The organism is Nostoc sp., assembly GCF_036916575.1.
GTDB lineage: Bacteria > Cyanobacteriota > Cyanobacteriia > Cyanobacteriales > Nostocaceae > Nostoc.
Map to the genome: position 1 here is coordinate 35,372 of NZ_JBALGC010000028.1, position 19,468 is coordinate 54,839.

The 19,468-nt window shown below is 43.0% G+C and carries 14 protein-coding genes; 8 read left to right on the forward strand and 6 right to left on the reverse strand.

Translation table 11 applies throughout. The features are described from left to right. Positions 1 to 20 precede the first annotated feature (20 nt). The 5 genes from V7L29_RS07480 to V7L29_RS07500 all read left to right on the forward strand — a co-directional run bounded on the left by V7L29_RS07480 (position 21) and on the right by V7L29_RS07500 (position 7,086). Entirely contained in the window at positions 21 to 1,415 is a 1,395-nt protein-coding gene (locus tag V7L29_RS07480; RefSeq protein ID WP_334735032.1) for an ABC transporter substrate-binding protein, read from the forward strand. A 354-nt stretch (positions 1,416 to 1,769) separates the two neighbouring features. Continuing rightward, positions 1,770 to 2,558 carry a PEP-CTERM sorting domain-containing protein gene (locus V7L29_RS07485; protein ID WP_334735033.1) on the forward strand — a complete coding sequence of 263 codons (789 nt, stop codon included), beginning with the start codon at positions 1,770 to 1,772 and terminating at the stop codon, positions 2,556 to 2,558. A 144-nt stretch (positions 2,559 to 2,702) separates the two neighbouring features. Next, complete coding sequence (locus V7L29_RS07490; protein WP_334735034.1) at positions 2,703 to 4,775, forward strand: phospholipase C; 2,073 nt, start codon at positions 2,703 to 2,705, stop codon at positions 4,773 to 4,775. A 95-nt stretch (positions 4,776 to 4,870) separates the two neighbouring features. Then, positions 4,871 to 5,848: a hypothetical protein gene (locus V7L29_RS07495; protein ID WP_334735035.1), complete on the forward strand. Its 978-nt coding sequence runs from the start codon at positions 4,871 to 4,873 to the stop codon at positions 5,846 to 5,848. A 191-nt stretch (positions 5,849 to 6,039) separates the two neighbouring features. Continuing rightward, entirely contained in the window at positions 6,040 to 7,086 is a 1,047-nt protein-coding gene (locus V7L29_RS07500; protein WP_334688264.1) for a PstS family phosphate ABC transporter substrate-binding protein, read from the forward strand. 78 nt (positions 7,087 to 7,164) lie between these two features. Here V7L29_RS07500 and V7L29_RS07505 read toward each other — a convergent pair whose 3' ends face one another. Beyond that, positions 7,165 to 7,884 (reverse strand): Crp/Fnr family transcriptional regulator, encoded by a 720-nt coding sequence (locus V7L29_RS07505; RefSeq protein WP_012412419.1) that lies wholly within the window; start codon positions 7,882 to 7,884, stop codon positions 7,165 to 7,167. 525 nt (positions 7,885 to 8,409) lie between these two features. Here V7L29_RS07505 and V7L29_RS07510 point away from each other — a divergent pair. Next, positions 8,410 to 9,105 carry a DALR anticodon-binding domain-containing protein gene (locus V7L29_RS07510; RefSeq protein WP_334735036.1) on the forward strand — a complete coding sequence of 232 codons (696 nt, stop codon included), beginning with the start codon at positions 8,410 to 8,412 and terminating at the stop codon, positions 9,103 to 9,105. A 180-nt stretch (positions 9,106 to 9,285) separates the two neighbouring features. On the opposite strand, the gene V7L29_RS07515 is transcribed toward V7L29_RS07510, so the two are convergent. Next, the gene (locus V7L29_RS07515; RefSeq protein ID WP_334735037.1) at positions 9,286 to 10,155 is read right to left on the reverse strand and encodes a Cof-type HAD-IIB family hydrolase; all 870 of its coding nucleotides are present in this window, start codon (positions 10,153 to 10,155) and stop codon (positions 9,286 to 9,288) included. 150 nt (positions 10,156 to 10,305) lie between these two features. On the opposite strand from V7L29_RS07515, the gene polA reads away from it, so the two are divergent. Then, positions 10,306 to 13,245, forward strand: coding sequence for a DNA polymerase I (gene polA, locus V7L29_RS07520; protein WP_334688261.1), 2,940 nt, complete (start codon positions 10,306 to 10,308; stop codon positions 13,243 to 13,245). 154 nt (positions 13,246 to 13,399) lie between these two features. Here the strand turns inward: polA and psb27 are convergent, their stop codons facing one another. From psb27 to V7L29_RS07540, 4 genes are all read right to left on the reverse strand, one after another. Next, entirely contained in the window at positions 13,400 to 13,804 is a 405-nt protein-coding gene (psb27, locus tag V7L29_RS07525) for a photosystem II protein Psb27 (RefSeq protein WP_334735038.1), read from the reverse strand. A gap of 124 nt (positions 13,805 to 13,928) precedes the next feature. Then, complete coding sequence (gene cofH / locus V7L29_RS07530; protein WP_334735039.1) at positions 13,929 to 15,098, reverse strand: 7,8-didemethyl-8-hydroxy-5-deazariboflavin synthase subunit CofH; 1,170 nt, start codon at positions 15,096 to 15,098, stop codon at positions 13,929 to 13,931. A 56-nt stretch (positions 15,099 to 15,154) separates the two neighbouring features. Further along, positions 15,155 to 17,101 (reverse strand): ArnT family glycosyltransferase, encoded by a 1,947-nt coding sequence (locus V7L29_RS07535; RefSeq protein WP_334735040.1) that lies wholly within the window; start codon positions 17,099 to 17,101, stop codon positions 15,155 to 15,157. A 474-nt stretch (positions 17,102 to 17,575) separates the two neighbouring features. Continuing rightward, positions 17,576 to 17,971, reverse strand: a complete 396-nt coding sequence (locus tag V7L29_RS07540) for a hypothetical protein (RefSeq protein WP_334735041.1) — start codon at positions 17,969 to 17,971, stop codon at positions 17,576 to 17,578. 366 nt (positions 17,972 to 18,337) lie between these two features. Between V7L29_RS07540 and V7L29_RS07545 the strand changes: the two genes are divergently transcribed. Then, positions 18,338 to 19,363, forward strand: a complete 1,026-nt coding sequence (locus V7L29_RS07545; RefSeq protein ID WP_334735042.1) for a multicopper oxidase domain-containing protein — start codon at positions 18,338 to 18,340, stop codon at positions 19,361 to 19,363. Positions 19,364 to 19,468: the final 105 nt, after the last annotated feature.

The following is a 19,468-nucleotide window of genomic DNA, read 5'->3' on the forward strand; positions in this document are numbered from 1 at the left end:
TACTTTATTCAAATTTGTTCATGTCACAAAAGAATGAAACCACAATTTTAGCCTTGGCTCTGTTGCTAACAGTTGGAATAGTTAGCGGTGGTTTTTGGTGGTTTAGTAACAATGGGATCAAAATTGGTAATACCATCATTCCAAATCAGGAAACAGGTAACAATCTATCTTTACAAGACCGGATTAGTTTTGGGGAAAAATCCTTAACTCCGGGTGACATTTCTCCAGTTAAAAAAGAAGGAGTACAGGCGATCGCTGCTAAAAGTCATGATCAAGCGATCGCCAATTTCACTGCTGCCCTCAAATCCAACCGTAACGATCCAGAAGCATTAATCTTTCTTAACAATGCCCGCATCAGTTCCAAGAGCTACACCATTATGGCTTCTGTGCCAATAGGCACTGACCCCAATACTTCTTTAGAAATTTTACGTGGCATCGCCCAAGCCCAAAATCAAGTTAATAGCTCTGGAGGAGTCAAGGGAGTACCTTTGAGGGTCGGAATCGCTAACGACGATAATAACCCAGCAATTGCCAAACAAATTGCCACCGCCTTGGTCAAAAATCAGGAAGTATTAGGTGTGGTTGGCCTTTACGCCAGCGATGTTACCTTAGCCGCAGGTACTGTCTATGATGCTGGACAACTTGTAGCCATATCTCCTACCAGCACATCTGTAAAAATTTCTAACTTTAGCCGCTACGTTTTTCGCACGGTTCCCAGTGATTTTATGGCTGCTAGAAGTTTAGCTAACTACATGGTGAAAACCTTGCAGAAAAAAAATGCAGTGGTTTTCTTTAATTCTCAGAGTAACTATAGCCAGTCTTTAAAGTCTGAGTTTGTTTCATCTGTTTCTTTAGAAGGTGGACAAGTATCGAGCGAATTTGACTTATCCAAAGTGGATTTTAGTGCGGCTAAAAGTGTAGAACAAGCAACTAAGCAAGGGGCAGAAGTGTTGATGTTAGCAGCTAACACTGAAACTCTAGATAAAGCGTTACAAGTAGTTCAGATTAACCAGAAACGGTTAACTCTGCTGGCGGGAGATGATGTTTACACTGTCAAAACTTTAGAAATTGGCAGAGAACAAGCTGCGGGAATGGTAGTGGCAGTTCCCTGGCATATTGATAGTGATCCTAAGTCAGATTTTCCTCAGAAATCTCGACAGTTATGGGGCGGTGATGTGAGTTGGCGAAGCGCTCTCAGCTATGATGCCACTGTAGCCCTAATTGAGGCATTAAAACGCAATCCCACACGATCGGGAGTCCAACAAGCACTCTTGTCCTCTGACTTTTCTGCCACTGGCGCTTCTGGTACAATTCGATTTTTAGTATCAGGCGATCGCAATGCACCAGTCCAACTTGTGAAAATCGTTCCTGGTTCTCGCTCTAACACTGGTTATGACTTTGAACCAGTCCGATAACCATCGAAGAAAGGCAGAGAGCAGGAGGCAGGTGGGTTTCAGCCTAGTTTATCTTTCTTTACATAGTTTGGTTTTATGATGCCAACTTACTTATCTGCTATCGAGATTGTCTGAATGCTTTTTTCTCACTTATGAGAAATCGGAGTAATACTGCTATGACTATTTAATAAATTTTGCTTTTCCTTAACTTGTTATTAATTTTTAGGTAACAAAATACAGAAGTGGGGATTTTTAGCACCTGATGAGGTAGTGCAATCTTGAAGTTTTCCCAAGTGAGTAACTGCCAAACCTAAAGGGCTAATGGACGAGTTGTTTAATACCTTGTCCCTTGTGGAGAAAATCAAGAATAATTTGATGCGATGGAAATTGTACCAAATTATGGGTGCAGTCATTTGTGACTTCTGGATTTTTCTTTATACCTTCAAGCCTAGCCATAGCAGTGTCTTCACTTTGGCATTATTTTCAGTGTGCAAAGAACACACTTTTCTAAACTATGGGCAAAAAAATATTAACAGCAAACTTATGCTGAGTGCAATATCTTTAAGAAGGTTATCGCAAGCAACTGCTACCGCAGCGCTTGGTTTTGCTATGCTTGCAGCTATTGGTACAGATCCTGCCCAGGCTGTCAATTTGAAAACATTTAATATTTCAGGAAATTTTGCTCCTGCGGCTCTTGATGGTTCAGTAGGGCTATCTGTGAATTTAGCAAATGCTTCTTTTAATGGGACTTACACAGTGGATGTGGATCAATTACCCGCTTCTAATTCTTTTGTAAATTTGACAAGTTGGACTGTCAACTTAGTCAATGACAATACTATTTTGCGAACATTATCCAACAGTTTGGCTGGCAATACAGCTTACATTCAAGAGAACATACTTGCTTTTGCAGATGCAGGCTTATTGACAAAGCAAAACCATGATTTGTACAGTTTAGAACTATATTTTGACAGAAATTTCACAGGTACGGGTAGTACCAATGATGGAAAATTTTTGGACAACAGTAACCTGGGAAGTGTCCAAAGCTCCGGGATTACTGCTGTTAGTTTTGCTAAAAGTGAGCCTGTTCCTGAACCTCAAACTTTTGCTGGAACAGTAGTTGTTACTACTATCGGTTTGTGGCTGAAAAGAAAGCAAAAAGCTTAAATAGCGGCAGAATTTTGCTTCGGCTCAAAGGTGTTAAGTTTTTCTTAATTTCGGAACCAATAAAGCACGGCGGAAGCCAAATACCTATTTTAAATCAATCAAACGCTTGCGGTATATGAATAAGAATTACCAAGGAGATGTGCTTTGAAACTATTTACAAAGTTCTATTTTGCTATAACACTCTTGCTACTGCCGTCCTCGATCATACCGTCGATGTTTCTCGGCTCGGCGATCGCAAAGGATTCTTCTCCACATGAAGCATTGCCAGCAAACTCAACCGTCACAACTCAGCCAGATGTAACGCCAGACGTGACGCGATACTTAAATGATCCGCACAAGGAACCCAAGCTGCCGCCGAAGTTGCTCACGAAACTGCTTCATGAGCGGATCAAATATGTCTTCGTAATCTTTAACGAGAACCACTCTTTCGACAACGAGTATGGCACGTTGCCCGGTGTTAACGGACTCTACTCAGATGGACAAAAGCCTCGTGACCCAAAGAAAACGCCGGGTTTCACTCAGACCTATACGGATACGGACGGCTTGAGAGTCACAGTCCAGCCATTCCGGCTCGGGTCTGAACAGAACGCCAGCGCCGTTGACAGCGTTGACCACTCGCACATCGGACTTGCAACCAAGCTCCATGTTGTGGACGGCAAGCCACAGATGGATCAGTTCGCCTACGACGAGTACACACGCTTCGCATCCAAGGGTGGAGCAGCCAACATTGCTGAGGGCAAGCAGTTTGCCCGCCTTGTCATGTCGCACATCGACTGCGATACCATTCCGTTCTTCTGGAAGTGGGCTAGTCGCTTTACGGTCTTTGACAACATCTTTGCAACCGAGGACACGCCGTCAACCCCGAATGCGGTGGCGATGATCGCAGGGCAGGGTGGTGAAACGCAATGGGTCAAGCACGGTTCAAATGGCAAATCTTACACCGTGGGTAGCCACACTGGCACGACGCAGGGAGTACCCCTGGTCAACGACCCACAGCCATTCTATGGCTCCCAATTCGACACAACGACGAACAACAAGCAACCTGCTGGCACGAAAGAGAGCTACGCCGATAACAACATCTCCTCTAACCTGACCTTCGCCAGTCTGCCGCTCACCTTCCAGGGGCGCAATATTCGGTCAGTCTTAGCTGGTAACAGGAATCCTTTATTCGATCTAGCCGATATCCAGCAGGATATCCCTTATATCCAGAAACTCCGAGCTGAGCCTGTCAATTGGCGCTGGTATCAAGAAGGCTACGATCTCGAACCGACCGATGCTAACGGAGTCGCCTCGCACGATGCATATGTCACCCATCACAACGGTGCACAGTATTTCGGCTATATCGCCAACACGCCGGAGGTGAGCAAAAATCTCCGTGGGCTGAATGACTTTTTTAGCGACATAGCCAAAAATGCGCTGCCCGAAAGTGGCGTTTTCTACATTCGTGGTGGCTACACGAACCAGCAGGGGTTGAAACCGCCGATCACGAACCCCAACACGCCTGCGGATGAGATCGCCGCGATTAATGCGGCGAAGTCGGGCGATGACGACCATCCGGGCTACACTGATCGCCAGCTCAGCGAAGCGATGGCGGCCAGGGTGATCAACGCGATCGCCTCAAATCCGAAGCTTTGGCAGCAGAGTGCTATCATTATTACCTACGACGAGTCCGATGGTTTCTACGACCATGTGCCACCGAGGATCTTGTCTTATGGCCCTGACGGGCTGCCGCTCTCCCGTGGTGTCCGTGTGCCATTGCTCCTAATCTCACCCTACGCCCGGACGCACGCCGTCTCACACGTCGAGGGCGATCACAACTCGGTGATCGAGACGATCAACACGATCTTTGGTTTACCTGCGCTTGCCAGCCTGCCCGATGAGGCACAGGCACTTGCTGCTGGTAACTCCCCACAGTTCAACAAGTTCGGGCCGCCAGGATTTGAGCAGAAGTACCTCGGCCCACGGGACATCAATTCGCCGATCACCGACAGCCTACTATCGGGCTTTGATCCGAAGCGCCTGCTCGGTGTTTCGCCGCCACTGCCAGCCTCGTTTGCGAAAATTCCAGACAGCGTTGTAAACACACTACCGCACTACGGTGGGCAAGGCTGCCGGGCGATCGGAGTCACGCCGGAGGACAAGCGCCAAGGGATAGTCAACAAAATCCCCAAGGACTTCAACCCACTACCAAGTACTTATCCAGTAGCTAACCCTTAAAGTGCTGAGTGCTGAGTAAAAAAGTGGGGAATCTCACTTCTTTACTCAGCACTTTTCAAATATCCCCATTTTTCGACATTCCCTGAGGAGAATTCATGCGCTTTATCTTAGTCTTGCTGACTCTGCTTGGTGTCAGCTGCTCGATTTCTACCGCTCAGGCGGGTTCTGTAATCAAACGTGTCAAGGAACACAATGTGGTTCGCTGTGGCAGCGTCGAGCGGACAGGTCTGGCAACTCAAGCCGAGCCAGGAGGCTGGAGTGGTCTCAACGTCGACGTCTGCCGGGCGATCGCCGCCGCCGTCCTGGGATCTGCTGACCGCATCGAATATCATGAGTACGAAACGCCGAAGGACTTCGATGCTGTGCGTAACCAGCAGGACGACGTATACTTCCTTACAGGATCGGAGATTGACGAGCAGAAGCTAGCCGGTAAGTTGGTACCAGGCCCTACTATCTTCGTAGAATCCAATGCGGTGATGGTGGCGTCCACCTCGGCTGCACAGCACGTCAGCGACCTGGCCAAAGAAAGCATCTGCTTCATGATTGGCAGTTCGGTCGAGCGGAGCCTGACGGCTTACTTCGGTGGACTCCACAAGAACTGGTTCCGTCGGCCGTTCTCTGAAGACGGGGAGATGATCGATACATACAATGTGCAAAATTGCCACGCGATCGCTGGTGAGATCACCACCCTTGCAAATATCCGCCTCGACCCTGGGGTGAACCGATTATCGAGCCGCATCCTCCCGGAGTCACTGACGACCTTTCCGGTGATCGCTGCAACCGGAACTGCGGACGCTCAGTGGTCGGCGATCGTCGCGTGGACAGTGAATACATTGATCAACGCCCAGAGACCGGAAACACCCTGGTATGCGGGCGGTGCTGGAGTGATGCCGATCTTTGCACCAGAACTGGGTCTCGACAAGGAGTGGCAGCGCCGTGTTCTTGCATCTGTAGGCAACTATGGCGACATCTTTGATCGCCATCTAGGGAAAGGCTCCCAACTCAAGCTCGACCGCGGATTAAATGCGAACCATTTCCGTGGAGGACTCCTTCTGAGTCCGTTCCTCGATTAATTTCAACTCAGTATAAAAGTGTCAGACAAAGTTTTTGGCTGTTTTCAACTAATACCTTCGCTTCTAAAGTAGTCAGAAGTGAGGATTTATCATAATTCATTAACAAAACACCTGGGCTCCAATACAATCTCAAGTAGCAAGCACCTATCAAGTCAAGCACTTATATTGAATGGACGCGCGGGTAATTTCCTATGTCCCAAAAAAATGAAATACCTATTCTTGTCTTATCCATCCTAATCACGGTCGGGCTAATAGCTGGCGGTTTTTGGTGGTTCAGCAGAAAGTCTGGTCTTGACCTAAATACAATTAATTCTGGTAACACCAAAACACCCCAAACTGGATCAGAACAACCTAGTGGCAAGACTTTCACCTCAGTACAGGATGTTCCAACAGGATTATTCAATTACGGAGGCAGTACATCTTGGGCGCCGATTCGACTAATAGTTGATCCAGCAATTCAAGCGGCGCGACCAGAGCTTCGGCTGCGTTATGTAGAACCAAGCAGTGCATCTCCTGGTTCTGGTACTGGTATCCAGTCGCTGATAGACGGTCAATTAGCTTTTGCTCAGTCCTCCCGACCAGTTCTAGATCCGGAGTTAAGCCGTGCCCAGCAGCGTGGGTTCAGTTTGAAACAAATTCCTGTGGCAATTGATGGTTTGGCAGTCGCAGTTAACCCTAACCTTAATATCCAAGGACTGACGTTAGACCAGTTAAAGTCAATTTACACGGGCAAAATCAATAATTGGAGCCAAGTGGGCGGCCCCAATATCCCAATTAAGCCCTATTCTCGCCGCATTGCTGATGGCGGTACGGTCGAACTTTTTGTCCAAGACATCTTGGGTGGTCAAGCTTTCAGCTCCAATGTGGAATTTATTTCCACAACCACCCAAGCCTTGCAAAAATTAGCTGGTAGTCCTGGTAGCATCTACTACGCTTCTGCCCCAGAGGTGATTCCTCAATGCTCAATCAAAGCCTTGCCGTTGGGGCGGACGCAAGGGACATATATTGCTCCGTACCAAGAACCATCTGTCCTCCCGTCTGAATGTCCTGGTAAACGGAACAAATTGAACATTGAGGCTTTCCAAGCAGGAAAATACCCGATTACCCGCAATCTGTTTGTGGTGGTCAAACAGAATGGTCAGAATGAGCAGCAAGCAGGTGTCGCTTACGCCAACTTACTGCTGACTGAGCAGGGACAGGAACTGATTACCCAAGCTGGGTTTGTCAAAATTCGCTGACAGGAGCGATCGCCTCTGGCGAGGCGTAGCCCATCACACTTAGACAGAGTGGCGGAAATCGCCGCTCTGAACTGTGCTTTAACCAGCTCTATTAATCGACTCTGCTGGCAAGCAAATGAGATTATCCCCTTGAGTGAGGATTAAGCCACGTTGACGCAGCTTGCCCATCAAGCGGGTGACGGTGACACGAGTGGAACCAATCGCGCTACCAATTTGGGCATGGGTGAGGGGGAAGGGCAGACAATAGCCGCGAATCACATCAGGATCAGTGTCGCTCATTGCTGGCTCTCCATATTCCTCAATTAACAATGTAAGAAATCCTAAGAGTCGGTCAATTGTGCGGCGTTGTCCCAAGGCACTCAGCCACAGCAGCTTACGCTGGTGCTGATACCTAAAAGCATCCATAACTTCGCGACGAAAGTGAGGCCAGTTGTCTAAGTCGTGCCAGTACATCCACAACACCGCAGTTTGGTCAACATGGGCGTAAGCCTGAAGTGTAAATGGTGATTGGGCAACAATTTCAAATGGCTGTCCCGCTCCCACAAAACCCAAGAACGCTTCTTCTGGGGTTCTGTTAATTCGTCGAGACGTTAGCTGACTAGCAGTCGCACTAACTTGTGCGGTTCCTACCATGCGGATCGCACCCCTTTGCACCAAATATAGCAATCCAGGTCGAGCTGGAATGCGCTCATCTTTGCTAAAGGTACGGCAGCGGTAGTGTTCTTGAGCCCAGTCAAGAATTCGTTGCCAAGTCAAAAAAGGCCGTGATGCCTCAGAAAAGGAGGATGGAGATTGCATAGGTAACAAAGAGCGTTCGGCTGAAGACAAAGACGTAAATAAAAAGGTGCAAGGAGTGTCTTTGTGTTGGCGAGGTAGGCTTAACGCCTAACAGCGCCAGCCAATCCAAAGAATAGAAAGCAAATTACTCTCTACTCTTTTGTTATACTTCCTACTGTACAATGATGGTAGTAAAGTTTACTTACTATTCATCGATTATTCATCAAATTTTATCCTTCTCTCATTTTTCTTTATCTAGATTAAATTTATATCGCAAGATAGATGACAGAAAATTAAAAAATATATTTTACATGATTATTTCATTAAAATTACGTGCATCATAAATTACTAGTTAGCAAATATACGTCAACAAAACAGCTAGTAAGCAGTTATCTTATAAATTTACTAAGTATTAATGCTCATAAAACCGAAAATATATGCATAAAAGACGAAAAAACTCTTCTATATAAAGGTAGAGATGATAGTAAAGTTTTGTATATCTCAGGTGTGGCTCTACAGCTGTCAAAATCTCAGAATCGAAAAGCTATGGAGCTTGCTAGTGCGATCGCCTCAGATATATCAGGGATCTGTGGGGGTGTTTTTAGCATCCAAATAGTTCCCCCTGGTTGGATACATTTTGAATTGACTCACTCCACGTTAGCGACTTGGTTACAAAGTCTTATAGTCGTGATTTCAGGGGGAGAGGGGGCGCAGGGGAGTAGGAAGCTCTTAGCAGGGGGAGCAGGGGGAGATGAGGGGACAATTGATGCCCCATGCCCAATGCCTAATTCGTTGTTTGCTGTTCAATATGCCCATGCACGTTGCTATTCGCTAGTGCTTCTGGCTCACCGAGAGGGATTGATTAAACTTAGAGAACCAGTTGCAAATAGTAGTCCAGCATTTTGGAGTGTTATCGCCCCCAACCCCATACCTTGGCTCACCAGTGACGGAGCACTACGGCTAAATCACCCAGATGAGCGTCGTCTAATCGCCGAGTTAGTGCAAATGGTAGATAACATAGAGTGCCCTGATGTTAGTGGTTCTGTGAAATGGGAAAAAGTAGCGCTGAATTTGAGCCAAGCTTTTGAAAAGTTCTGGTCTAATTGCCGGATTTGGGGTGAGGTGAAAATTACGTCACCAGAGCTAGCCCAAGCTAGACTTGGATTGCTGATGGCTACTCAGTCAGTATTAAGATATGTGCTAGAGGAAAACTTGGGGGTTTTTGCGCCCTTGGAGCTATAAATTGGTAATGTCGTTTAGGCAGAAAATAAAAACTTTTATATACCTATTGACTCAATGCACCACCTCGGCTACATTAGCAAGTGTGTGAGGAGCGAACCAGCAGGGGCACCGAGACGAAACACGGCCAGTCGTCGGTGTCCTTTCTGATTTATATGGGTTAGGTTTGAAAAAGTACCCTTACTAGAGCAAAAACTTTTCAATTGCTACTGCTGCTCCGTCTTCCTCTACACTAGGAGCTACCCACTGCGCGATCGCTTGCACTCCAGCTGGTGCGTTGCCCATAGCTACACCAAGTCCAACATACTCCAGCATTTCCAAATCATTGAAGTTATCGCCAATAGCCATAACGTTGGCTGTCTGTAAGCCCAGCAATTCTTCGGCTAGGTAACGGACAGCAGTTCCCTTATTCACAGAGGCGTTAGTTGCTTCAAAAAAGGTAGCAACAGATGTTGTCAGATAAAGTTCAGCGGGTGTGTATTGGCGGCGCATATTCCCCAATAGCTGGTTGATCAGATCAGTGTCATCACATAAAGCAAGAATTTTTGTGGGTTCATTCGTTAAGGTTTGGCGCAAATCACCCACAGGAATCGGGATAATACCAGAACGTTCGGCATAAATTTGGGTTTCTCTGGTTAACTCACGGACGTAGAGCTGGTCATTGATGTAGAAGTGGACAGATAGAAGTGATCGCAACTCAGGCTGTTCAAAATAGTCGATTAGCTGGTGGGCGATTTCCCGGGAAACAACCCAATGGCGATGAATTTTTTGGGTGATCGGGTCTTGAATCCAGGCTCCTTGATAGGCCATTAATGGTAAAGTAGAGCCGATTTCTTGGTGAAAACGCAAGGCTGAACGATACATTCGACCTGTAGCGATCGCCACTTGAATTCCTCGTGCTTGGGCCGCAATAATAGCTTGCTTTACACCTGTACTGAGGGTGTTAGAATGTCCGGCGATCGTGCCATCTATATCCAAAACTAGTAGTTTAATGTCTTTTGCAGCAGCCTGATGATCACTAGATATCAAATGTGTAGCAGATGCTTTCTGCATAATTTCCTAGATTTTAAGTTCCAGTAAGAGGTTAACAGGCTCTAGCGACCAGTGGGAAAATGAATTTTGCTATTGTCGCCAAAGCTTCTGGCTTAAACGAGCATCTGAAATTGCTAACTATGTAAGGAAGCTTCTGGCTAAAATAGGGCTATGTCTCAAACTTTGACTTCTGTAACCGCAACACGCCCCACGTTCATCCTCGTAGATGGACATTCCCTGGCCTATCGTTCATACTTTGCTTTCGCCAAAGGGCGAGATGGAGGACTGCATACCAAAACGGGGATTCCTACCAGTATATGTTTTGGTTTTGTGAAGTGCCTGTTGGAGGTAATGGCAACACAACAGCCACAAGCAATGGCGATCGCTTTTGATTTGGGTGAAGCAACTTTTCGCCACGAAGCTGACGATACTTATAAAGCCGATCGTCCTGAAACGCCAGAAGACTTCATTCCCGACTTAGCAAATCTGCATGAGTTGCTCAATGGCTTCAATCTACCAATTTTCACTGCCCCTGGTTACGAGGCAGATGATGTTTTAGGAACCTTAGCACAGCGAGTAACTGCTGCTGGGTATAGGGTAAAGATTCTCACTGGCGATCGCGATTTATTTCAACTGATCGACTCTGATAAACAAATCACTGTTCTGAATTTTAGTCCAGATGCCCTAAAGCGCTCTACAAATAGTATCACGGAATTTGAAGCAGAACAAGTCAAAGAAAAAATGGGCGTTTTACCTTCACAAATTGTTGATTTCAAAGCTCTTTGTGGTGATAAATCGGATAATATTCCTGGGGTCAAGGGAATTGGGGAAAAGACAGCAGTACAGCTGCTAAATACCTATGGTTCCCTTGACCATATTTATGCTGCGTTAGATGAAATTAAAGGAGCAACTCAGAAAAAACTAGCAAGTGGGAAAGAAGATGCCGATAGGTCTCGTTATTTGGCAACTATAATTCTGGATGTTCCTATAGAAATTAATTTAGAAGATTGCAAATTGAAAGGGTTTGATACAAGTGTCCTGACTCCTATTTTAGAAAAATTAGAATTCAAGTCTTTTTTAGGCAAAATAAACGACCTCCAGCAACGTTTTGGCGGCATTGCAGAAAACCAAGAAGCCGAAACAGACGTAATTAATCCCAATACTAACTCAGAATTCAGGGCTGATGAAGATAATGATTTGTGGTTTTTCAGTGCTAGTGATACAGCAGCAGTTTCACAACAATCTACTTCTGCAATTACACCACGCATCATCAACACCGAAGCCAAACTAACTGAGTTAGTGAAACTTTTGCAAAAATTCACCAACCTAGAGACTCCCGTTGCTTGGGACACTGAAACTACCGATTTAGAACCAAGAGACGCTGAGTTAGTAGGAATTGGTTGCTGTTGGGGAACGAAACCAGATGAGGTAGCCTATATTCCTCTGGGGCACAAAACTGGGGAAAATTTGAATAAAGATTTTGCGCTAGAAACACTACGCCCAATTCTCGAAAGTGCCGATTATCCCAAAGCTTTACAGAATGCCAAATTTGACCGTTTAGTTTTAAAGTGTCAAGGAATTAATTTGGCGGGAGTAGTATTTGATCCGATGCTGGCAAGTTACATTCTAAATCCAGATTCTAGCCATAATTTAATGGATTTGGCGCAGCGATATTTGGGATTAATAGCAAAAAGTTACTTAGATTTAGTTCCTAAAGGCAAAACCATCGCTGATATAGACATTTCCGCTGTAGCAGATTACTGCGGAATGGATGCTTATTCTACCTTTGGCTTAGTGCCAAAATTGCGTGAGGAACTGGATAAAATTCCAGCTTTATCTAAGCTCTTAGTGGAAGTTGAACAGCCACTAGAAGCGGTTTTAGCCGAAATGGAATACACAGGCGTGCGGATTAATTCAGCTTATTTACAAGAACTTTCGCAGCATTTAGAAACGGAGTTAGCGAAGCTAAAAGAGAAAGCAACTGAAATAGCTGGGGAAAATTTTAACTTAGGTTCTCCTAAGCAATTGAGCCAAATCTTGTTTGAAAAATTAGGATTAAGCACCAAACATTCTCGTAAAATTCAAACGGGCTACTCTACAGATGCAGCAACACTGGAAAGACTTCAAGAAGATGATAACACTGGATTTGTTGAGGCGCTCATTGAGTACCGCACCCTATCTAAATTAAAGTCTACTTATGTTGATGCATTGCCAGCATTGGTGCGTCCAGATACCCAGCGAGTCCATACTGATTTTAATCAAGCAGCGACATCAACTGGTAGGTTATCTTCTTCTAATCCGAATTTGCAAAATATCCCTATTCGGACAGCTTTTAGTCGCCAAATTCGGAAGGCGTTTTTGCCAGATCCTGGTTGGTTAATGGTGGCTGCTGATTACTCACAAATTGAATTGCGGATTTTGGCTCATTTGAGTCAAGAGCCGATATTAGTGCAAGCATATCAGCAAAATGAAGATGTTCACACTGTTACGGCACGGTTAGTGCTTGAAAAAGAAAATATAACCTCAGAAGAACGAGGGATGGCAAAAACTATCAATTTTGGCGTGATTTATGGAATGGGTTCTCTAAGGTTTTCGCGCTCAACCGGGATAGATAAAACCATTGCCAATGAGTTCATTAAGCGGTTTAATGAACGATATCCTAAAGTATTTGCATATTTGGAGCGAGTCAAAAAAGAAGCGATATCTCTTGGTTATGTAGAAACTATTCTCGGTCGTCGTCGTTACTTTGATTTTACTAATAACAGTTTACGTAAATTAAAAGGCAGTAACCCAGAAGATATTGATCTGAGTAAATTAAAGAATTTAGGTGCTTACGATGCAGGTTTACTCCGCTCCGCTGCTAATGCACCAATTCAAGGTTCCAACGCTGATATTATCAAAATTGCAATGGTAAGACTGCATGAGGTTTTGAAGAACTATCAGGCGCATTTGTTGTTGCAAGTTCACGATGAATTAGTGTTTGAAATCCCCCCTCAGGAGTGGGAAGAATTACAACCGCAAATTAAGTCGGTGATGGAAAACGCAGTCCAGTTGAGTGTGCCGTTGCTGGTGGATGCGCGTGTCGGTGATAATTGGATGGAGACGAAGTAAGTTGGACTGTGACAAGTCTTTTAGCTAGAGAAGTGTCGAGAAGTTTAGTTAGTTGAAAATTTGCAACTCAGACATATATCAAGTTGATAAAATAATCAAGAGTCAATACTTTTGACTCTTGACTCTTGATTATGGAGTAGGTAATAGTTAAAAATTAACCGCCACGCTTCAGTGCTACTTCTACCTGCTGTAACTCCTTCTCTAAACGATTTTTCAGTTTTTCGGGTACAGGACGATTTGGGTAAGAACTGTAATGTCCAGCTAAGGAGTTGAGGGCTGTTCGCATGGTTGTAAACGAGCCAAGACCAGAAACAGAGTTAACCCGCTGATAGCGAGCTGAAAAGTCATTAATTTTTTGACGCGCTTCTGCTTGAACTGCTGTTTTGTTTGGTGAATCTTGTGATAGATCCAGAGCTTGTCTCATAATATTGACCACAGCTAAGGTGTCTTGGCGATAATCCCCAGTCAAGCTATCTGGACTGCCAGAACAGCCCATTAAGCCGATAGCTACAACCAAAACCAGCGCAAGCAAACGCGACCAATAGCGCTTCATATGCATTAAGTAAAAGAATACGTAAATCAACGTCCATCCTATCTTGGATTGGTATCTTGGGGATCAATTTATTGCTGAGTGCTGAATTAGGAGTCAGGAGTCAATAGTTAGAAAACTCCGTTAATCTAACTTAGATACTCGTTTGCGAGTCTTTGACTTGACTCCTAACTTTCTGATAAAGAGTATCCCTTTGTTGGTAAGGTCTTCCTAAAGAAGCGATCGCAGCTTGCAAAGTTTCCACTTCCATACACGTACCACCCAAAGCACCTGCCATTGTGGTAATATGCTCCTCCATTAAGGTGCCGCCGATATCATTGCAACCCCAAACTAAGGCTTCTGTTGCACCAGCAAGCCCCAGTTTTACCCAACTCTGCTGATGGTTGGGAATCCAATTACCCAAGTAAATCCGCGCCACAGCCCCTAGCAGCAGTGCATCACTCAAAACTGGTTGATCGCGTCCGACACGGCGACGTAAGGATTTAGGCGCTTCTTGTCCAACAAAGGGTAATAAAATAAACTCTGTGATCCTTGCTGGATATCCCTGATTGACGGCGGTTTTTTGAAGCGATCGCAATTTTTCTAAATGCTTGATTTGCTGTTCGTGGGTTTCAATATGCCCAGATAACATGGTGCTAGTAGTATGTAAGCCTAATTTATGAGCAGTGCTGACAATTTCTAGCCAAGTGGCTGTGTCAATCTTCTCTGGACACAGTATCCGCCTTACCTTATCGTCTAACACTTCAGCGGCTGTTCCTGGCATTGAGCCAACACCAGCATCGCGCAAAGCAGTGATCACATCAGCATATTCAAGTCCGTCAAGTCTGGCGATAAATTGCACTTCCTGGGGAGAGAAAGCGTGGAGATGTATCTGAGGAAATTCCTGTTTGATGGTTTGCACTACCTTGAGATAGTAGGGCAAAGATTTACCATTTATCCGCGCTTGTGGATTTAATCCGCCCTGCATACAGATTTCCGTCGCACTCTGTTGCACCGCATCTGTCGCCTTTTCCAAAATTTGCGCCGAATCTAACCAGTATGCACCGATATCACCATCATCTCGACGGAAAGCACAAAAACTACAGTGCTGCTCACAAATATTAGTAAAGTTGATATTACGATTAATTACGTATGTAACCGTATCGCCTGCTTGAGTGTGACGGAGTGTGTCGGATGTAGCACGTATTGCTGCGATCACCTCTGGCTCAGTTTGTTCTAACAATACCACTCCCTCTTCGAGAGATAAATCGTACCCCATCAAGGCACGTTCAAGAATTTTTTCAACAGCGATTTTTGTCAGCATTACTTTCCTAATTTCTCAGTGAATATTAATTTTCTGATCTTGTAAATAATAAAATTCTACTTAATAAATACACCAAGCTCTGGAGAATCCCAAGCTCGAATATAAGTTTTACCCTTAAAATTAATCTTAAAAGATTTCTTTTGTTTACTTTTTTTAGTTTCCATTGAAATTATCCCACAAGGCTCAAAATCTTTATATGAATCATCTTTTTCTAAAATCGCGGAAATATTAGTCACATTAACATGTTGAATTTTAACTAGTTTTTGATTATTTTGTTGTAAAAGTACCCATAAAGGGTATTCCCAAGGGTCATTTCCCATTGATAGCCCAATATTCGAGCATTTTTTTGAATTTAAAAATTCAACTGCTCCTGTATAAGTAACTTGAAGGTATGGCCTATTACTGAAATACTGCTCAATCCTACTTGTTTGGAATATATTGTTGCTAGCAATAATAGGTCTATATTTATTAAAAAATACCCACGTTAATGATGATATTAGTAAAAATGTTATTATAAAAGTTGCTAGTTTATGCTTTTTTAGCTTAGATAACACAACACCTAAGAATGGAGAAATTAGTACAAAAAAAGGCAAATGCAGACGACTATTCCAGGCTTGCCATTTTACCAAGTAGCAAAATATCAAAAATGTAGATATGGTAGTAATAAGATAAGCAAAAATATAATTTTGCTTCCAGATAGATTTTCGAGATATAAAAATAATCAAACATATTATTATTAGTGCTAAATGTACTAAATTACCAGCACTATTTTCATTACCAATTATCCCAATTGTTGCCCAACCTCCTGGTACAAAAAATGTCTTAGAAAAAGTTATCCGAGGATCATTTACGTCAACACCGATAAATATATGTATAATTTGAATTAATCTATTTGCTATTCCATTCCATAAACCAATCGGTGTGCCTATATGTAAAGCAACATTTCTTAGAATATTAGAAATAAGTATATTAACACCGAATACTTCATTCCGATAGCCACCTGGTTCACCAAGTGGCGAAGCAAATAAATTATAATTACGTAAATAGTGACTAATATTAAGCAATAAAGATATACTTACTACTATAAAAGCAGGCTTCCATGCTTGCCAGCGTAAGCGTTTAATCTGGTGGACAGCAAACCAGATTAAGAAGGGAAATACATAAAAATAAGCAGTTCCCTTGCTCAAAATAGCTAATCCTATACTACTACCAATCTTGAAGGAATTCGTCCAAATCTCACTTTGTTTTGCTTGGATAGCTGATAGCAAGTAGTAGGCAAGAGAAACTAACCAAAATGCAACCACATAATCATTTTGAGTGCTTGAAGCTTGCAAGATTCCCATAGGGATTGTTGCAGTTACAACAGCAGAGAAAACTTGACCTCGTAAATTTGCTCCGAGTTGTTTTGCAATTAATGACACTCCAATAATACAGCCAATCATACTCAACCATTGAACTAAGTTAGCGAAGTAGTCACCATTACTCAAAATTTTAAAATGCAAAATCACGAACTCTGACCAAGGGTTTTGATATAGCTGTGGAGTATAACTTGTTGGATAATTAGCAATGCTATAATTTTGTATCCAATAAGCAACACGACTCATATGATAGTCCATAGAATCCCAGTTATTAGGTGGTGCTATGATGGCAATTAATCCAACTGTTGCTACAACAAAACCTGTGCCGTATAACAAGAAATTGATAGAGGATTGAATTTTAATATCTTTCTTTATTTGAAAAGACTTATTTGGTTCAAAAGCCGTAATTATTTTGTGATTTAGCCGAAAGTATAAATAAATTAATATGATACATATTAATCCCCAAGTTCCTAATATACAACCAAAAGTAATTAATTTTAAAAGACTCAAAAATTCTGTGATTACAGCGAGTAAAACTCCCCAGTAAGTAGATGCTAATATCACCGAATCACGCCAATCGTTACGATTTTTGTTAATTAGCAAAAAAATCATAATTAAGGAGACAAGAGGCAAAATTATCATCATAATACTAATTGCTGTTATGGATATTTAAAACCTAGAGTAATTTACCAGTTGATTTAATCAATGCTTGACTAATGATTATTAATTTATAATTCCTAATTCCGGACAAGGCAACTTAATTTATCAATGGGAAAAATGCAAGGTGCATCGATATTTTAGAGCAAGCACATACTGCAACGGGCAAGCTACATGCGTGGGGTAATAATTATGAATTATTTTGACAGCTATATACAATAACTTACCTTGTCCTAACACACTAGGTTTTTATAGTTTATATATATATAACCCATTAACAAAAAAATAGTGTGGTTTGATCACAACTATTTTGATTTATTAATGCACATCTTTGTCTTAGCGGGAATCCTTAGTAAAGCTCTGATATTACTAATTTTTCCTTGCTTGTGGTGTTCGTCGGTGCTATATTAGCAACCCAACCGCCATAGCAATGCCGAAAAAGGCTTCGGTGGGAATAAGAGTTTAAGAGGTTTTTTGCGTAAGTCCTATTAAATTATGTTCTGTGGCGATCGCTTTTACCTGCAAAGCTACATCTGTGATAGGTTGCCCAATTGTGGCATCTTCCACCTGTAACGCTAAATTCGCACGTTTTCTGACAGTTGCATTTTTATCTCCGTCAAGGCTAATTTCCAATCCCTGAGATTTTTGAGATGATGGTGCTGCAGCTGTGCCCGTCGTAGACATCGCTTCGGTACTATTTGAGTAGTGTTCACTGTCATGACCTTCTGCAACTTCTGCACTAATGTTGATAACTAATAGGGTTACTCTAGCCACTACTGCCAATGCACTTAATAAAAGGCGCACTGAATGTGGTGCAATTTCTTCTTGTTGTCCACCAATAACCCAACCACCCAACACTCCAAGTGATAGTAAAATAGTTGCTATAATAACAAAATATTTATATTGATTGGATTTTTCTGAACATTCAAATTTAAGGTTTCTCCAACATACTCCGAAAGCAATAAGCTATATCAAGAATAGGCATGAACTAATTATTTTTATCTAAATATGATTTATACATAAATTAACGTATAAATACTGTTAAAACTCAGAAACTTTTATTAGAGTTTTTCGAGACTGATTCTTGCTTGTTCTGGATTTAACAACTTAATTAGCAGTTTTGATGTAATATAAAATTATTGACAATAATTATTAATTCCTCTAATATTTAGCAATTGCAAATCTTTTACAATTCTTTTTTGGTGCTAACCGTAACTAAATGTCATGCCCAACAACTTCGCTCTAGGTAACGAAAAACCGTGGAGCCGCCGTGAATTACTGAAGCTAGGACTAGCAGGTGCTGGAGTGATTGGTGCAGCTGGACTTTGGCAGACGCTAAATCTACAAAGTAAGTCAATCGTCAAAGTCCCACCACTAGATATGGAAGCACCAGACGACGGTACTAACCCGATGAAGATGTTAAGGGATTTTGATTATGGGACACTGAAGCAAGAAAATGGGCGGACTATCCGGGAATTTCAGTTAACTGCGGGTACTTCCATCATAAATCTCAATAGTGCTGTCTCTTACAACATTTGGGATTTAAACGGTCGCATACCAGGGCCAACACTACGGGCAAAACAGGGCGATCGCGTGCGAGTGCTTTTTCTCAACAAAGCAGGACATTCTCACTCTTTGCATTTTCATGGCGTTCATCCGGCACAAATGGATGGGGTTCGCCCAATCAGCAATGGCAAAGCCACAATTTATGAATTTGATGCTGAACCCTATGGTGTACACTTGTACCACTGCCATATTGAACCAGTTACTCGTCACATTGCCAAGGGACTGTACGGAATGTTTATCATCGATCCACCGACTGCGCGTCCCCCGGCTGATGAGATTGTACTCGTGATGGCTGGGTATGACGTGAATGATGATGGCCATAATGATTATTATGCCTTCAACGGTTCGCCCCATCATTACATGCATCATCCCATTCCTATTTACCAAGATCAGTTGATTCGGCTATATATTCTCAACATCATTGAATACGATCCGGCAGTAACCTTTCACCTCCACGCCAACTTCTTTGATGTCTATCGCTATGGCATGAGTATGACTCCTAGCGAGAAAGCAGATGTGATTACGATGGGTATAGCAGAAAGGCACATCTTGGAATTTGCTTTTCGCTACCCAGGTAAGTATATGTTCCATCCCCATCAAGATGCGATCGCAGAAAACGGTTGCATGGGTCAATTTGAAGTAGTTGCTCAAAGCAAATCTCAAAACACTGTTAACAATTCATGACAAAATAATTAGTAATTTCTATTCAAGCTAAGTACAAGGTACACAATTGGTAATTAATAAAATTTTAAATCAAATAGTTGATAAAAAATATCATTATATGCGAAA

What these genes read in the sequence shown, in the direction of transcription:
- V7L29_RS07480 (WP_334735032.1), top strand. Translation starts at nt 21, where the DNA reads ATGTCACAAAAGAATGAAACCACAATTTTAGCCTTGGCTCTGTTGCTA.
- V7L29_RS07505 (WP_012412419.1), bottom strand. Translation starts at nt 7,884, where the DNA reads ATGCAATCTCCATCCTCCTTTTCTGAGGCATCACGGCCTTTTTTGACT.
- cofH (WP_334735039.1), bottom strand. Translation starts at nt 15,098, where the DNA reads ATGCTGACAAAAATCGCTGTTGAAAAAATTCTTGAACGTGCCTTGATG.
- V7L29_RS07535 (WP_334735040.1), bottom strand. Translation starts at nt 17,101, where the DNA reads ATGATGATAATTTTGCCTCTTGTCTCCTTAATTATGATTTTTTTGCTA.
- V7L29_RS07515 (WP_334735037.1), bottom strand. Translation starts at nt 10,155, where the DNA reads ATGCAGAAAGCATCTGCTACACATTTGATATCTAGTGATCATCAGGCT.
- psb27 (WP_334735038.1), bottom strand. Translation starts at nt 13,804, where the DNA reads ATGCATATGAAGCGCTATTGGTCGCGTTTGCTTGCGCTGGTTTTGGTT.
- V7L29_RS07545 (WP_334735042.1), top strand. Translation starts at nt 18,338, where the DNA reads ATGCCCAACAACTTCGCTCTAGGTAACGAAAAACCGTGGAGCCGCCGT.
- V7L29_RS07495 (WP_334735035.1), top strand. Translation starts at nt 4,871, where the DNA reads ATGCGCTTTATCTTAGTCTTGCTGACTCTGCTTGGTGTCAGCTGCTCG.
- V7L29_RS07500 (WP_334688264.1), top strand. Translation starts at nt 6,040, where the DNA reads ATGTCCCAAAAAAATGAAATACCTATTCTTGTCTTATCCATCCTAATC.
- V7L29_RS07510 (WP_334735036.1), top strand. Translation starts at nt 8,410, where the DNA reads ATGGAGCTTGCTAGTGCGATCGCCTCAGATATATCAGGGATCTGTGGG.
- polA (WP_334688261.1), top strand. Translation starts at nt 10,306, where the DNA reads ATGTCTCAAACTTTGACTTCTGTAACCGCAACACGCCCCACGTTCATC.
- V7L29_RS07485 (WP_334735033.1), top strand. Translation starts at nt 1,770, where the DNA reads ATGCGATGGAAATTGTACCAAATTATGGGTGCAGTCATTTGTGACTTC.